The organism is Natrinema sp. HArc-T2 (genome assembly GCF_041821085.1).
Lineage (GTDB): Archaea > Halobacteriota > Halobacteria > Halobacteriales > Natrialbaceae > Natrinema.
In genome coordinates, this window is the sequence record NZ_JBGUAZ010000001.1 from 271,959 (window position 1) to 285,667 (window position 13,709).

Genomic DNA, 13,709 nt, shown 5'->3' on the forward strand with positions numbered 1-13,709 from the left:
CGGGATCGACCGCCGGCACGCGATCGGCGACCGACAACCGTACCCTTTTCATTGGGCCGTGTGAACTGACGACCATGGATGCCGCGTGGAGCGCCGGCGAAGAGCCCGTCGTCGGCGTCATCGATGGCCAAGCGGACGCGACCGACGCCATCGAAATCAGTGACCGCCTCGAGTCGGTCGCCGACGTGACGATCGTCAGCGACGAAGTCGACGCCGTGCTCGAGGCGGAGCCGTCGGTGCTGGTTGCAATCGGCGAAGCGCCGCTGGCAGCGCTCGCGCGGGCCGCTGTCGACATCCCAGTTCTTCCGGTCGGACAGGTCTCGGGCATCGAGTCGGTCGACCACGGGTGCGTGCCCGACACGCTCGAGGCGATCATCGGCGGCGACGCCGTCAGTCGTCCACAGCCCGTACTGGGTGTCAGCCTCGAGTCGACCGACACCGTTGTCAGCGATCGTGCGCTGTTCGATGTGACGCTCGTCACCGACGAACCGGCGCGGATCTCCGAATACGCAGTCCACAGTCGCGGCCAGTCCGTCGCGACGTTTCGCGCCGACGGCGTCGTCGCGGCGACGCCCGCCGGCAGCCACGGCTACGCCAGCACCGTCGACGCCCCGCAGGTCTCGGCGGCGATCGACGCGATCGCAGTCGCCCCGATCGGGCCGTTCGTCACCCAGACGCGTCAGTGGGTCCTCCCCGACGACGACCTCGCGTTTACTGTCGAGCGCAACGAAAACGACGTCTGTCTCGTCGTCGACGACCGATCGATCGGGACGGTGACGATGGACGCACGGGTCACCGTCTCCGTTACCGATACGCTCTCGACGCTGGTCGTTCCGGAGGCGTGACTCGACGCGGATCACGCGAACACGCGGTGGCCGGACGACTTATACTGTCGGACAACAGTCAATGAACACTCGGTCGTGTCTCGACGCCTGTCGCCGCTGGCGACAGTGTCTCGCGTTCGATCGATGTGTGCTCCGTTTTGTTCGACAGTATTAGCTGTTGTAGGGCTCCTCGTCCCGATGGGCGTCCGGATTCTCCTGCTCGAGTGCGTCGTCTTCTCGGTCGTCAGACTTGTGTTCGATGTCCTGCTGTCGCTGTGTCTCGTCCTGTCGCTCGCGCGCTTCCTGTTCTTCCTCGGTCAGCTCGTCCTCGTCGCGCGCCTCCTCGGGATCGGTCTCCTCGTGTTCGAGTTGAACGTCCCGTCCGTGTTCCTCTTTGCCGGTAGTCTCGCGCTCGTCGGTGGTATCAGACATACTGGTCCCGGCCGGGGATAGCTGCGATTCCCGAAAAGACGTTGGGCTTGCCAAGGTCGGGCGTGGTCGATAGCGGCTCAGTACGTCGTCGATCGGCCGGTCACCATGGCTCGCCGGACGCGAGATCGAGTTCGCTGTCGCCTTTCTCCGACGGGCAGATATCCGCCAGCACGCAGTCGTCACAGTCGGGATTCCGAGCCGTACAGACCGCCCGACCGTGGTCGATACAGAGATGGGTGAACTGTTGCCAGTAGCCCTCGGGCACGATTTCCATCAGTTCCTCTTCGATCCGCTCGGGGCGTTCCTCCTCGGTCAGCCCGAGTCGCTGTGAGAGTCGCTGGACGTGCGTGTCGACGACGATTCCCTCGACGACGTCGTGGCCGTGCTGGAGGACGACGTTCGCCGTCTTCCGCCCGACACCCGACAGCTCGGTCAGTTCATCCATCGTGTCCGGGACCTCGCCGTCGTGCTCCTCGAGGATCGTCTGACAGGAGTCGCGGATGTACTCTGCCTTGCTGTTATAATAGGTGATCGAGTTCAGGTCCTCGGCGAGTTCGTTCTGCTCGGCGTTCGCGTAGTCCTCGGGGCCGTCGTACTTCTCGAAGATGTGTTTCGTTTCCGTGTTGACCCGCTCGTCGGTACACTGCGCCGAGAGGATCACCGCGATCAGCAACTCGAGGCGATTCGAATATCGCAACGAAATCGTCGAGTCGGGGTATTCCGCCTCGAGTCGGTCAACGACCGTCTCGGCCTGTGCCTGCCGCGTCTCGCGTGGGGTGCCCATAGCGGTGTGGTAGAAGCCGGCTCGTTTCAGCGTTCGGGTTCGATCCCGGTCCCCGGTCGTCCAAACCGTTGCCCGGCAACCGACCAGTCCACGCCTGCGCGTCGCATCGCGGTGAAGGCCCTCGTAGCCGAATGCCGTGAGCTTTAAGCGGCCCTCAGCCACCTATCTTGGTATGAAAGCCACGGCCATGGCCCACCCCATTCAGGGGTTAGTCAAGTATCACGGGATGCGCGACGACATCAAACGGTTCCCGTATCACGACAGTATCAGCCTCTGTACGGCCCCAAGCCACACGCGGACGACCGTCGAGTTCTCCATGGACTACGACGAGGACACGTTCATCGTCGACGGCGAGGAACTCGATGGCCGCGCGTACGAACGCGTCGAGGCCGTCGTCGAGAAGGCACGCTCGAAATCCGACGCCGCCCACACGGTATACCCGGTGCGCCTCGAGAGCGAGAACAGCTTCCCCTCGAACGTCGGACTGGGCTCGTCCTCGTCGGGCTTTGCGGCCGCTGCGATGGCACTGGCCGAAGCGGCGGAACTCGACGCCTCGCGACAGGAAATCTCGACGATCGCTCGAGTCGGCTCGGCCTCGTCCGCTCGAGCGGTCACCGGCGCGTTCTCCCAACTCTACACTGGGCTCAACGACGAAGATTGTCACTCCGAGCGGATTCCGTCCGACCTCCACGAGAATCTCAAAATCGTCGTCGGACTCGTCCCCTACCACAAAGAGACCGAGGACGCCCACCGCGAGGCCGCCGACAGCCACATGTTCCAGGCGCGCAACGCCCACATCCACGGTCAGATCGCCGAGATGCGCGATGCGCTTCGGGACAACGACTTCGAACGTACGTTCGAACTCGCCGAACAGGATTCGTTGTCGCTTGCGGCAACTACGATGACCGGCCCTTCAGGTTGGGTCTACTGGCAGCCCGCGACCCTCGCGATCTTCAACACGGTTCGTGAACTCCGCGAGGAAGAGGACATCCCCGTCTACTTCTCGACCGACACCGGGGCCAGCGTCTACGTCAACACCACCGAAGAGTACGCCGAGCGAGTCGAGGAAGCCGTCGCCGACTGTGGCGTCTCCACGACCATCTGGGACGTCGGCGGGCCCGCGAAGCTGCTGGACGAGGATCAGCACCTCTTCTAACCAACCTTTTGCGCTGTCGTTCGAAAGGCGCTCCGCGCCTTTCGTGATCACGAGACGCCTTTGGCGTCTCGAACGACGCTCCCTCGCGTTGCTCGGTCGCTCGGCAAAAGGTTGATCAAAAGCACTCCTCCCTTCGTTCCGAACGCATAGCGTTCTCCACATCAGTCGTCGGCCCCCTCGCTCACCCTTCGGGTTCGCTCGCGGTCAGACTAAGTAACCGCCTGCCCTCCCCTGAGTCGCGGGATCAGCCGCGCATTGCGGCTGACCACCGCTCCCGGCCATCGGTTTTGAATACCGATTGTCGAGCGAGCACGCAACCCCGATTACGTCCAGCGATCCAGCCCTGTCTGGGTGACACTCTCCTCGATGCGCTCGAAGCCGCGTGCCACCTCGTCGGCGTCGACTTCCCACTCGTCGGTGACGAACTCGCGGGCCGCTTTGAGATCTGGCTCGAGCGTTGTCTCGAACTCGTAGTCGTCGGTCACGTTGGGGTCGCGGAACAACTGTCTCACACGGTCGCCGTGTTCGATGTGGTCGCCGCGGGCCTCGAGGACGCTCCAGAGGTCGCCGTGGTCGGCGATTTCGGAGAGCGCCGTCTTGGGGCCGATTCCGGAGACGCCCTCGTTGAAGTCCGTCCCGATGAGGATCGCCGCGTCGATCAACTGCTCGAGCGTGAGGTCGTGGTGTGCGAGGGTGGCCTCGAGGTCCATCAGTTCGGGATTGCCCTTGCTCGTGAGCTGGCGAAGGGTCAGCGGCGCGCCAAAGAGCAAGGCGTCGTAGTCCTCCGAGCCGACGTAGTCGGCGTCGCCGCGTTTGACCATGTGGGCGGCCTGGGCTTCTCCTTCCGCGGGGGCTTCGACGATCGGCACGTCCAGCAGTCGGAGCAGTTCACGGCTGGTCTCCTGGATCGTCGGCGTCAGCCGTTGCGTTCGGGACTCGAGTTGGGCGATCGCGACTGCATCGCCTTCCTCGCGGGCAGTCTCGAGTTGCTCCTCGTAGCTGCGGCGTTGCTCGCGGCGGGATTCGATCTCGTCGTCTTTGAGCTCGGAGGGACCGCCGTCGAAGACCATCACCGGCGTCACGTCGTTCTCGAAGAACTTGGGAAGCCCTTGGACGATGCCGACGAGGTTGGCGACTTCGGTGCCGTCCGCGGTCGTATACGTCTCGCTGTTGGTCCACTTGACCGTCGTCGTCAGATAGCGGTAGAGCCAGTTGTGTGCGTCGACGGCGACGACGCCCTCGATGTCTGCGAAGGGAATCTCCTCGATGACGGCGATGTCCCGGAGTGCAGCGTTTCCCATTGCGTGATCCTTGGGTTGACTGGGATTTGAATCGTTGGCTTCCGTTCTCGCTTGCTACGATGACCAGAAACAGTACGCAGCTGCATACTGTCAGTCACGACTGTGGAGACGCGGACAGCCGCCGTCGCAGTTATTGCTGCAACCCGTGATTTGGCGGGTGAAACGGCCAATAATACTCCGCAGCCCATCGTTTTAGCCCCTCTAGTCCGTCGTATGACGTGTGAGCCATCCCATGTCACAGCACTCCGACCGCAACCCGTTCAACAGTTCCCTGTTCGTGACCGGCGTCGCGATGGTCCTCGCGAGTCTCGTCGCAGCCGTCTGGCTGTTCAGACTCGGTGATATCGTCACGGCGCTCGGGCTTGGACTGCTCGTCGCTGCCGGGCTGTTACTGGCAGGGATCGGGCTGTCGCCCGAGACAACGGCCCACTGACAATCGTTTTCAGCAGTTTCGGACTCCGCACCACCCTATGCGAGATCAGCGAATCATCCACGTAGTATGAGTAGCACACGAACCCGCGACGAGGCAACGTGGGCGCTCGCGTTGTCGGTCGTCGTCGTTACGTTTCTCGTCGGCGTCGGCCTCTTGCAGCTGTCGATCAGCGGCGACCGCGGTTCGTTTCTGCGAAACCTCGGTATCGGGCTGTTCCTGTTTCTGTTTAGCGTCAGGTACTATCGTACGTGGCGGTAGACGTAGGCGACGGGCCTACGCGTACGATGTCTCGTCGTCGACGGGCCCGCTGAACGCAGAATAGAGCACGACGAAGTACGACGCGACCAGCGGCAACAGGATGGCTGCGCCGATCGTCGTGAGATTCAGCGGTAGCGTCGATACGATCGCATCGGCGACCGTGAGGTCGGTCACCGGATCGATCTGCGGGAACAAAAGCGTCGCGATGAGCGCGACGAGTCCGTAGACCTGCCCTGCGACGGCAGCGAATGCCAGATAGGGACGACCGGCCCAGCCGGCGACCACGTGAATGCCGGCCAGCAGCACCGTCAGTCCGAGCAAGCCGAGGGTTGGCACCGAGAGGATCGTCACGTGCGGTGCCGACCGACCCCCGACGACCAGTGCAGCGACCGCCAGCAGGAGGTAGGCGACCTGTGCGAGGTGGCCGAGCGGTCGCGTCTCGAGAGGGATGTCACCCCGCGTTTTCAGTCCGAGATAGGCCGCGCCGTCGACGATAGTGAGCGCGACGACGGCCAGTCCGATCAACAGGCTCGCGACCGAGGCGATGCCCTCGACGCCGAACAGCCAGTTGCCGGCGAAGACGCCGAGGAAGAACGGCGACGCGACGCTCCCGACGACGAAGGCCCGGCCCCACCAGCGCTGCCAGTCCTCGTCGTGGCGCTGTTCGTACATCTCGGGGGCGAGCCCGCGCACGATGAGCGCGCCGAGGATCGCGAACATCAGCAAGTAATGGCGACTGAACAGCGTCGCGTACACCGACGGAAAGACGGCGAACAGCATGCCGCCGAAGACGACCAGCCACACCTCGTTGCCGTCCCAGAACGGGCCGATCGCGGCCAGCAACTGCTCGCGCTCGGATTCGGACGTCCGCGTGGCAAACAGCGCGCCCACGCCGAAGTCGAATCCGTCGAGAAACAGGAAGGTCCCGAAGACGACGAACACCAGCCCGAACCAGAGTTCCTCGAGCGGCAACCCGAAGAGTGGCCCATCGGCAAGCGCTAGCGACGGCGTCGCGAACAATGGGTCAGTCATCGCTCGGGAAGACCTCCTCGGGAACAGTCGTTTCGCGTTTCGGCGTGGGTGGCCGGGTCGGTGCCTCCGTGCGGATGAGTCGGACCACGACGTACCAGTAGAGGACGAGCAACGCCGTATACACCCCGACGAAGCCGACGAGTGTAGCGAGCGCTTCCGTTCCGCTCAGTGACGACGAAACGCCCGCATGCGTCTTCATCACGCCCTGTATGACCCAGGGCTGACGGCCCACCTCGGTGACGATCCAGCCCAGTTCGACGGTGAAGATGCCCAGTACCGACGATCCTATGAACGCTTTCGCTAGCAGATCGTCATCGAACAGGGTGCCCTGGTACCATCGGTAGCCGCCCCAGAACGCCAGCAGGATGAACCACGTTCCGAGCCCAACCATCGCCCGGAACGCCCAGAAGACGATGGCGACCGGTGGACTTTCGGAGTCAATATCGTTCAGCCCGGTTATCGTCGCCCCGGGATCACTGCCGCTTGCAAGCAGCGATGCGACGAACGGAATCTCGATGACGAAGAGGTCGTCAGCGTGTGGATCGGTGATGTCGCTCAGGCTCGTCGGAACCGCCAGCAGCTTCAGTCCGACACCGGAGTCGGTCTCGTACTGTGCTTCCATCGCGGCGAACTTCTGTGGCTGTGTGTCCGCGACGTGTCGACCGTAGGCGTCGCCGTGGATCGCCTGAAACGGGGCGGTGACGAGCAGGACTGCGAGGCCGATCTTCATCGTCATGCGCCAGAACTCGGTGTCGCGGTTCGTCCAGACGAAGTAAGCGGCAACGCCGGTCAGAAACAGCGCAACCGACAGAACCGCTGCGTTCTGCATGTGGACGAACATCCACGGGAAGCGCGGGTTGGCGTAGGCCGCGATCGGGTCCACGAGCGTGACGATCGGCTGGCCGTTTTTCGTCGCCATCTCGTAGCCACGGGGCGTCTGCATCCACGAGTTAGCGACCAGAATCCAGACCGCCGAGAGCCACGTCCCGAGTCCGACGAGCACGCTCGAGAGCATGTAGAGCCGATCGCCAACGCGGTCACGCCCGAAGACGAAGATGCCGAGGAACGTCGCCTCGAGCATGAACGCCATCATCCCCTCGAGGGCAAGCGGACCGCCGAAGAGTTCGCCGGCGGCTGTCGAAAACGCCGCGAAGTTCGTGCCGAACTCGAACTCGAGGACGATCCCCGTGACGGTGCCGACGACAAAGGAGATAGCGAATATCTTCGTCCAGAAGGTGCGGAGTTGTTCGTATACCTGTTCGCCTGTCCGTATCTCCTTCCACGTGAAGTAGATGAGAAAGGGCGCAAGCCCCATGCTCATGACGGGGAAGATGATGTGGACTATCGTCGTCACCGCAAACTGAAGTCTGCTGGCGATGACTGGATCGATCATAGTACAAGTGGATGATGTTGGGTCCGGTGGCGGTCACCCAGGGGGTGTCGCCGGAGGTGCCGTTCAGTGACTGTGGGTCAGCGTCCGTTACTGGTCGCGGGTGACGAACCACCAGTCGTAGTAGTTCAGGTCGTCGTCGTCGGCAGCGTCGGCCTTGCGCGCTTTGGCGTCCGCTTCGGTGCCCGGCGGCGACAGGAGGACTTGGTCACCGAACTTCTCGTTGTTCGGCCAGTCGGCAGGAGCGGCGACGCCGTCGTCGTCGCTCTTCTGGAGCGCACGCAGCGACCGGAGGATTTCGTCGATGTTGCGACCGATCTCCATCGGGTAGGTCAGACGGAGCCGAACCGTTCCCTCGGGGTCGATGATGAAGACAGTGCGGACGGTTGCCGTCCCTGCGCCGGGGTGGAGCATGCCGAGTCGCTGGGCGACTGCCCCCTGATCGTCGGCGATGATGGGGAACTGAATGTCGACATCGAGGTTCTCGGCGATCCACTCCGTCCACTTGATGTGTGAGTGGACGCGGTCGACCGACAGGCCGAGCAGTTCGGCGTTCAGGTCCTCGAACTCGTCGGACCGCTGCTGGAAGGCGACGAACTCCGACGTACAGACTGGCGTGAAGTCACCGGGGTGACTGAACAGGACGAGCCACTGCCCCTCGTAGTCGTCGGGGAGTGAGACTTCGCCCATACTCGTCTCGACCGTCAGCTCGGGGAACGTATCACCGATGCCGGGTACGTCAGTCGGTTCGTCCGTGGAATCGAGTGGTTGCGTCATTCTACAGTTCTTCCTTGGGAAGCAACCCATTAAACTCGTGTTCTACCAACTATATTTTCTCTATAGGGAAATCGGCTGCCGAGTACAGAACATATTTTCCGGTAGTTCGATCGGGACGTCGTGCCGGCAGTGCTGGAACGCGCCCAGTCGCTCGGAACTGCGAAAAAGAAACAAACAGCGACCCTATCGCTCTCGCTGATCTGACTCCTCGAGTGAGGCGCTGCCGAGCGCACGCGCCGCTGCAAGAAGCCGTCCAAGTGCGCGCCGAACGTCGGCGTCGAACAGTGCCTTGGTGAGCCCGATCAGGCCGACCGGTTCGGGGTCGTCCTGTGTGAGCCCTTCGATCGAGGCATCGACGACGTTGGTAAACTGCGGATCGCCCATCGTCTCGACGAGCGCGATCATGTTGCCCGCGTTCCGCCCGAGCTCGTACATGTCGACGTCGGCGTCCTCGTGGGCGTCCGCAAAGCCCGCCGCGGCCATCCGGAGATCGCGGATGACGTTCCGGTTGTCCTGGGCGACATCCCGCAGTTCCGGGGTCAGATCCATCGCCAGCTCGTGGGTCGCATCGAGCAAGTCGAGCAGCTCCGCGAGCGTGTCGGTGTTGTCACCGAGTTTCTCGAGGAGGATGATCGTCTCCTCGCTCTCTAAGGCGAGTCGAACGCGCTCGATGACCTCGCGGTTCTCGCGAATCGCAACCTGCAGTTCCGGAACGAGGTCGTCGGACAGCTCTTTCGAGACCGCGAGGATGTCCAGCAGTTCGATGAGCGTGTCCGATTCCTCGCCGACTTTCTGCAAGAGGACCAGCGTCTCCTCACGCTCAAAGGCCATCCGTAGCTCACGGATTGGCTCGCGGTTCTCACGAACGGTCTCGCGGAGTTCCGGCGTTAGGTCCGCGGCGAGTTCCTCCGCGACCGTGAGCAACTGGAGCAGTTCCGCGAGCTCCGCTTCGTTTTCCTCGATCGCGCGGGCCAGTTCGGTTTCGTCGCTGAGCGTGCCGTCGGCGTCGAGGGATCGTTCGTTGCTCGCCATCGTTATGGGAGTGGGTCGTAGCCGCGCAGCCAGGTGTCCCAGTAGAAACTGGGCAGGATGTTGACGTCCATGATCCAGTTCATCCGACTCTCGACGGGCGCGGAGATGCTGTTCTCGTAATCGAACTCGGCGACCATCGCCTTGCCCTTCTTCGTCAGCAGCGGACAGGCAGCGTAGCCCTTGTATTTCGCGGTCTGGCGTTTGTCCGCCATGTGTGCGGTGAGGTTGTCGAGGACGACGTGGGCCTGTTTGCGCGCCGCGGCGGCCGTCTTGGCGTTCGGTGTACTACAGCCGTCACCGAGTGCGAAGATGTCCTCGTACTCGACGTGCTGGAGAGTGTGTTCATCGACAGCGACATATTCGCCGTCGTTTTCGGTGTCAGCCTCAGTCAGCGGCGAATTCTCGGTGAGCGCCGGCTGGCCGTACTGTGGCGGGACGGGCGCGTAGAGGTCGTACTCCTGGGTCTCTCCCTCTTCGGAGTGGATCACCTGCGCCTCGTGGTCGATCTCGTCGACCGTGAAGTTCAGGTTGGCCTCGATGTCGCGGTCGGCCCAGATCTCCTCGAGTTTCTCGCGGTAGGGCGAGACGCCGAAGACGGCGTCGCTGCCCTTGGTCATGACGACGTCGACATCGTCGCGGATACCCTGTCGCCGGAAGTAGTCCTCCGCGAGCATCGTCATCTTCAGCGGCGCGCCGCCGCACTTGATCGACGTGTCGGGGACCGAGACGACGAACGTGCCGCCGTCGAAGTCCTTGAGCGCGTCTCGCAACTGCATCGCGGCCTCGAAGTGATAGAACGGGTAGACCGAGTCGGTCTCCTCCCAGCCCTCGAGCATGCCGGGCGTCGTCTCGGGTGCGAGCCGATGACCCAGCGCGACGACGAGATAGTCATACGACAGGTCGCCGTCCTCGAGTGCGACGGTCTTTGTGTCGGGGTCGATCCCCGTCACTGCAGAGTGCACGAATTCGATGCCGTCCTGGAGGAGTCCGCGGACGTCCCGGAACTGGTCCTCCGGCTCCATATACTCGAACGGCAGCAGATAGAACGAGGGCTGATACGCGTGTTCTGTACTCTTGTCCACGATGCTGATCTCCGCCTCGGATCGGTCCAATCGACGGCGGAGCATGTTGGCGGTCATCGTGCCGCCGACGCCAGCACCAAGCACGACTATATGGTCCATAGACAGTGATTCTTGGGAGGTACACTACCTGAAGGCTGAGGTAACTGAAATAATGGTCTCGAGTTCGTGACTATAGCAAGACTTGCAGAAAAAATTTCTTGGAGTTACCTGTCGTAGTGACTGAACGTCAGTGTGGCAATCGGTTCAGACGATCTGTTGTCACTGTGGCCGTCTCCCAGCGCACCCCACGGCGAGTCATCCGGCGGCACCGACTGACCGGCGTCAGTCTCAGTCGGTACTGTTGCCACGCGATAGCTAGGCGCTCTCCGGCTGCCGAAACGTATCGATGTCGGCGGCGGGTCGACTCGAGCGACCTACTGTGAGACACTCGGGAAACAGCCAGTAATTATTGCTGGATTCTGCTGTCGACGATGACGGCACACCGAAAACAGGCGAGAGAACCAGTGATACGTCCAGATACGTGGGTAACACGACAATGAGGTGGGGATCGAAGAGCGCGAGCACCATCGATCCGAGCACGGTCGCCTGCACGGGGGTGGTCATGACCGTCAGTTACAATTCTCTACGGCAATCCAGACCAGTTTCGCGCGCCGCGTTGGACCGGGCGAACTGGCTGACGGTCTGGTGTCGGGACAGGGATTACGGGTCGCTCGAGTCGCAGGTTTCGATTGGGACATCGACGAGATTTCCCCACTCGGACCAGGAGCCATCGTAGTTTGCGACGTTCGGATAGCCGAGTAACTCAGAGAGTGCAAACCAGACCAGTGCCGAGCGTTCGCCGACGTTACAGTAGACGAGGATTTCGTCGTCTTCGGCGATCCCGGCGTCGGCAAACGGTCGCTCGAGGGCCTGCTGGTGCTCGAATCGGCCACACTCGCGAACGACGCTGTCCCACTCGATGTTGACGGTTCGGGGAATGTGTCCGCTTGCACGCGCGGGTGCATCGGCCTCGCCACAGTACTCTTCGGGCGACCGAACGTCGATGATGGAGACGTCCTCCGAGAGCGCGCTCTGGACGTCCTGACGGTACGCGCGGATGTGATCGTTCGGCGGTTGCATCTCGTACTCGACAGGGGTGACGGTCGGAGTCGTCTCCGACAGCGGGTAGTTGTTCTCGGTCCAGTAGTATTTGCCCCCGTTGAGCAGCCGGACGTCCCGGTGGCGGTAGTACTTGAGCGTCCAGTAGACGAACGCCGCGAACTCGTTGTAGCCGTCACTGTAGAGGACGACCGTGCTGTCGGGCGTGATCCCGCGTTCGCCCAAGATGTTCTCGAGCCGGTCGGCGCTGGGAATCGTCCGCGTGCCAGCATCGAAGAAGTCGGCCCGTGGGTCGAGTTCGATGGCACCCGGGACGTGGCCCTCGTCGTACTCGGTCGAGACCTCGAGTAGCCGGAGGTCGGGATCGTCCGCTTTGAACGCCTCGAGCCGCTTGTGCGCGCTGTCGGGCTTGACGAGGACCTGTTCCGGATACCCGGTGCGATCGTCTCCGAGCGATCGGTGGCTGATACTGTAACAGGTCTGTCGCCCGTCGTGGAGCGCCGGTGCGGCCTCGATCAGTTGATTGTCCTCGAGTTGGGTGAGCCCATATCGCGCCGTCCGCGAACAGAGCAGCGTCTCCTCCGTGATCTGCTTGAGCGTCATCGACCCCTCCCGTGACAGTGTTTTATAAATGAACTTCGAACTCGGCGGGAGATCCATCAGCGCCTCCTCGATGTCTGAGGTTTGCATTGTCCCTGCAATATCAGTAGCAACTTGCGCGTAAAGACGCTATTGGTATGTTCGTCTGTAGTGTCACCTTTGGCCTCGATTTCGGGCTGTAACTCGCGGGTGCCGAGCGAAGTTGCGGAAATTATGTTGTCTACTTCCGCGATTTCACCCACTCTCTCGCGATTTGTGGGAAATTATTCTCCCCGATCGAACCGTTATACGTGGGATCTGTGTACAATACAGTGACGATGGTCGAGACAATCACGGCTGACGCGTTGCGAGACATGATCGATGCCGACGAGGAGTTCGTTCTTTTCGATACCAGATCTCCTGACAGTTTCGAGGACTGGCATATTGCCGGTGCCGAGAACGTCGAGTATTCCGGAAGCGACGACGAACTCGTCGGCGAGTTCGACGAAGACGCCCTCGACGCTGACGATACCGTCGTCACGATCTGTGCGACGGGTCGCTCCGCAGGCTGTTTCGCGGAGTATCTCGAGGACGAGGGACACGTTGACGAGGTCAAGACCGTCGATAACGGCATGGAGGCCTGGAGTATGGTCTACGACATCGTGCCAATCGCCACGGAAAACGACGACCTCGTCATCGTCCAGCTCCAGCGTCGCTCGAAGGGCTGCCTGGGTTACCTCGTCGGTTCGAAACGCGCCGGCGAAGCCGCACTCGTCGACGTCACTCGCGCCACCGACGAGTTCCTCGAGGCCGCAAGCGAACGCGGGCTCGAAGTGACTCACGTACTCGACACGCACATCCACGCCGACCACATCTCGCGTGGTCGCCAACTCGCCGACACGCTCGGCGTGCCCTACCACCTCGGCGCACCCGCCGAGACCCGGGACCCGCAGTTCGAGTTCAATCCCATCGAGCCCAACGATGTCGTCGAACTCGGCGATGTCGAGATCAAGGCCGTTCATACGCCGGGCCACACGACGGGGATGACCTCCTATCTCGTCGACAACGAGGCGCTGCTGACCGGTGACACGCTGTTCGTCGAATCCATCGGTCGCACCGAACTCCAGTTCGCGGACAAGGACGCCCGCGACGGCGCTCGCGTCCAGTACGAGACGCTTCACAACGTCATCATGACCGAGCCCAACGACGTGAAGATCCTGCCGGGGCACTTCTCGGTCACCAACGATGGCGAGTACATCGACGTGACACCCGGCCAGCCGATGTTCTCGACCGTCGGCTACCTCTGGGAGAACAACGAGATCCTCCGCATGGCTGAAGACGACTTCGTCGAGCACATGTTCGATAACCTGCCGTCGAAGCCGCCGAACTACGAGCAGGTCATCGCGACCAACGCCGGCGAGTACGAACCCGAAGACGAAGACGAAGAAACCGAACTCGAGCTCGGTCCGAACCGCTGTGCCGCCACGTCCGATAGCGCCGTCGCCGACGACTGAGCACGCCTCCCTGTCCC

Annotated in this window: 14 protein-coding genes; 5 read left to right on the forward strand and 9 right to left on the reverse strand. The window is 62.3% G+C overall.

What is annotated here, in order from left to right; genetic code table 11:
* The first annotated feature begins 74 nt into the window (after positions 1 to 74).
* On the forward strand, positions 75 to 845 hold the full coding sequence (locus tag ACERI1_RS01400; protein WP_373616242.1) for an NAD(+)/NADH kinase: 771 nt from the start codon (positions 75 to 77) through the stop codon (positions 843 to 845).
* Positions 846 to 995: 150 nt separating this feature from the next.
* On the opposite strand, the gene ACERI1_RS01405 is transcribed toward ACERI1_RS01400, so the two are convergent.
* Together ACERI1_RS01405 and nth are read right to left on the reverse strand one after the other, a co-directional pair.
* Positions 996 to 1,256 carry a hypothetical protein gene (locus tag ACERI1_RS01405; protein WP_373616243.1) on the reverse strand — a complete coding sequence of 87 codons (261 nt, stop codon included), beginning with the start codon at positions 1,254 to 1,256 and terminating at the stop codon, positions 996 to 998.
* A gap of 100 nt (positions 1,257 to 1,356) precedes the next feature.
* Positions 1,357 to 2,040, reverse strand: coding sequence for an endonuclease III (nth, locus tag ACERI1_RS01410; protein ID WP_373616244.1), 684 nt, complete (start codon positions 2,038 to 2,040; stop codon positions 1,357 to 1,359).
* A gap of 172 nt (positions 2,041 to 2,212) precedes the next feature.
* Here nth and mvaD point away from each other — a divergent pair, with 172 nt between their 5' ends.
* Complete coding sequence (gene mvaD / locus ACERI1_RS01415; RefSeq protein ID WP_373616245.1) at positions 2,213 to 3,196, forward strand: phosphomevalonate decarboxylase MvaD; 984 nt, start codon at positions 2,213 to 2,215, stop codon at positions 3,194 to 3,196.
* A 323-nt stretch (positions 3,197 to 3,519) separates the two neighbouring features.
* On the opposite strand, the gene fen is transcribed toward mvaD, so the two are convergent.
* The gene (gene fen / locus ACERI1_RS01420; RefSeq protein WP_373616246.1) at positions 3,520 to 4,497 is read right to left on the reverse strand and encodes a flap endonuclease-1; all 978 of its coding nucleotides are present in this window, start codon (positions 4,495 to 4,497) and stop codon (positions 3,520 to 3,522) included.
* Positions 4,498 to 4,717: 220 nt separating this feature from the next.
* On the opposite strand from fen, the gene ACERI1_RS01425 reads away from it, so the two are divergent.
* Together ACERI1_RS01425 and ACERI1_RS01430 are read left to right on the forward strand one after the other, a co-directional pair.
* Positions 4,718 to 4,930 (forward strand): hypothetical protein, encoded by a 213-nt coding sequence (locus ACERI1_RS01425; protein ID WP_373616247.1) that lies wholly within the window; start codon positions 4,718 to 4,720, stop codon positions 4,928 to 4,930.
* 66 nt (positions 4,931 to 4,996) lie between these two features.
* Positions 4,997 to 5,188 carry a hypothetical protein gene (locus ACERI1_RS01430; protein WP_373616248.1) on the forward strand — a complete coding sequence of 64 codons (192 nt, stop codon included), beginning with the start codon at positions 4,997 to 4,999 and terminating at the stop codon, positions 5,186 to 5,188.
* Between the two features lie 15 nt (positions 5,189 to 5,203).
* On the opposite strand, the gene cydB is transcribed toward ACERI1_RS01430, so the two are convergent.
* From cydB to ACERI1_RS01460, 6 genes are all read right to left on the reverse strand, one after another.
* The gene (gene cydB, locus ACERI1_RS01435) at positions 5,204 to 6,220 is read right to left on the reverse strand and encodes a cytochrome d ubiquinol oxidase subunit II (protein WP_373616249.1); all 1,017 of its coding nucleotides are present in this window, start codon (positions 6,218 to 6,220) and stop codon (positions 5,204 to 5,206) included.
* Positions 6,213 to 7,613, reverse strand: coding sequence for a cytochrome ubiquinol oxidase subunit I (locus ACERI1_RS01440; protein WP_373616250.1), 1,401 nt, complete (start codon positions 7,611 to 7,613; stop codon positions 6,213 to 6,215). Before ACERI1_RS01440 ends, cydB begins: the two co-directional genes overlap by 8 nt.
* An 87-nt stretch (positions 7,614 to 7,700) precedes the next feature.
* Positions 7,701 to 8,387, reverse strand: a complete 687-nt coding sequence (locus tag ACERI1_RS01445) for a peroxiredoxin (protein WP_373616251.1) — start codon at positions 8,385 to 8,387, stop codon at positions 7,701 to 7,703.
* 183 nt (positions 8,388 to 8,570) lie between these two features.
* Positions 8,571 to 9,419, reverse strand: coding sequence for a DUF1641 domain-containing protein (locus ACERI1_RS01450; RefSeq protein WP_373616252.1), 849 nt, complete (start codon positions 9,417 to 9,419; stop codon positions 8,571 to 8,573).
* A 2-nt stretch (positions 9,420 to 9,421) separates the two neighbouring features.
* Positions 9,422 to 10,600, reverse strand: a complete 1,179-nt coding sequence (locus ACERI1_RS01455; protein ID WP_373616253.1) for an NAD(P)/FAD-dependent oxidoreductase — start codon at positions 10,598 to 10,600, stop codon at positions 9,422 to 9,424.
* 600 nt (positions 10,601 to 11,200) lie between these two features.
* Entirely contained in the window at positions 11,201 to 12,289 is a 1,089-nt protein-coding gene (locus ACERI1_RS01460; protein WP_373616254.1) for a sulfurtransferase, read from the reverse strand.
* A 227-nt stretch (positions 12,290 to 12,516) separates the two neighbouring features.
* Here ACERI1_RS01460 and ACERI1_RS01465 point away from each other — a divergent pair, with 227 nt between their 5' ends.
* Positions 12,517 to 13,692 (forward strand): rhodanese-like domain-containing protein, encoded by a 1,176-nt coding sequence (locus ACERI1_RS01465; RefSeq protein ID WP_373616255.1) that lies wholly within the window; start codon positions 12,517 to 12,519, stop codon positions 13,690 to 13,692.
* Positions 13,693 to 13,709 lie beyond the last annotated feature (17 nt).

What these genes read in the sequence shown, in the direction of transcription:
- ACERI1_RS01440 (WP_373616250.1), bottom strand. Translation starts at nt 7,613, where the DNA reads ATGATCGATCCAGTCATCGCCAGCAGACTTCAGTTTGCGGTGACGACG.
- ACERI1_RS01430 (WP_373616248.1), top strand. Translation starts at nt 4,997, where the DNA reads ATGAGTAGCACACGAACCCGCGACGAGGCAACGTGGGCGCTCGCGTTG.
- nth (WP_373616244.1), bottom strand. Translation starts at nt 2,040, where the DNA reads ATGGGCACCCCACGCGAGACGCGGCAGGCACAGGCCGAGACGGTCGTT.
- mvaD (WP_373616245.1), top strand. Translation starts at nt 2,213, where the DNA reads ATGAAAGCCACGGCCATGGCCCACCCCATTCAGGGGTTAGTCAAGTAT.
- ACERI1_RS01405 (WP_373616243.1), bottom strand. Translation starts at nt 1,256, where the DNA reads ATGTCTGATACCACCGACGAGCGCGAGACTACCGGCAAAGAGGAACAC.
- ACERI1_RS01455 (WP_373616253.1), bottom strand. Translation starts at nt 10,600, where the DNA reads ATGGACCATATAGTCGTGCTTGGTGCTGGCGTCGGCGGCACGATGACC.
- ACERI1_RS01450 (WP_373616252.1), bottom strand. Translation starts at nt 9,419, where the DNA reads ATGGCGAGCAACGAACGATCCCTCGACGCCGACGGCACGCTCAGCGAC.
- fen (WP_373616246.1), bottom strand. Translation starts at nt 4,497, where the DNA reads ATGGGAAACGCTGCACTCCGGGACATCGCCGTCATCGAGGAGATTCCC.
- ACERI1_RS01460 (WP_373616254.1), bottom strand. Translation starts at nt 12,289, where the DNA reads ATGCAAACCTCAGACATCGAGGAGGCGCTGATGGATCTCCCGCCGAGT.
- ACERI1_RS01445 (WP_373616251.1), bottom strand. Translation starts at nt 8,387, where the DNA reads ATGACGCAACCACTCGATTCCACGGACGAACCGACTGACGTACCCGGC.
- ACERI1_RS01465 (WP_373616255.1), top strand. Translation starts at nt 12,517, where the DNA reads ATGGTCGAGACAATCACGGCTGACGCGTTGCGAGACATGATCGATGCC.
- ACERI1_RS01400 (WP_373616242.1), top strand. Translation starts at nt 75, where the DNA reads ATGGATGCCGCGTGGAGCGCCGGCGAAGAGCCCGTCGTCGGCGTCATC.
- cydB (WP_373616249.1), bottom strand. Translation starts at nt 6,220, where the DNA reads ATGACTGACCCATTGTTCGCGACGCCGTCGCTAGCGCTTGCCGATGGG.